Raw genomic sequence first — 519 nt, 5'->3', positions numbered from 1 at the left:
GCCGCGGACGGCTCGCCGGAACTGCCGGGACGGACGACCGATGCCATTTCGACTAAGGATCGGCTCCGAACGCCGGAGCGCAGTGAGCCAAGTCGCGAGCTACAATGGGCGTCGCGCCATGTTTCGTTGTCTTCGAGGGCGACGTCCCTGAACCGCGCGCTGGCTTATCCACTCGGTTACCGGGCTGCATGCTCCCTATCTCATTCCGGTTCTCTGGAAGAGAGATCGGATAGGATCAAGTTTGCCAGCGCGACGAACTGGCCGCGGGGAAATTTGGCCAGGTAAGCTTCGATCATGGCTTTGTTGCCAGTGTCGCGGACAGTTTCCCAAAAGGCCAGTTCGATGGCTGGATCGCCCTGGGGGGTGCCGCCGCCCTCAATTCGGGCTTTCGCCAATTCTGCGAATTGGCCGTCGGGGAACCGATCCAGATAGATCGCGTATTCAACCGGGTCACCGCTCTCCCGCACAGTTTCCCAAAACGAGACTTCGACTGAATTGTCGTCGTCCTGACCATTACCT

1 pseudogene is annotated in these 519 nt (G+C 59.7%); it reads right to left on the bottom strand.

What is annotated here, in order from left to right:
- Nucleotides 1-200 precede the first annotated feature (200 nt).
- Nucleotides 201-519, bottom strand: a pseudogene (locus AC1D0P_RS28205) (hypothetical protein); the annotation flags it as partial.

The sequence above is a fragment of the Polaromonas sp. P1_G2 genome (genome assembly GCF_056405515.1).
The sequence above is the reverse complement of the archived record's forward strand: the minus strand, read 5'-3'. Positions and strand labels throughout refer to the sequence as shown.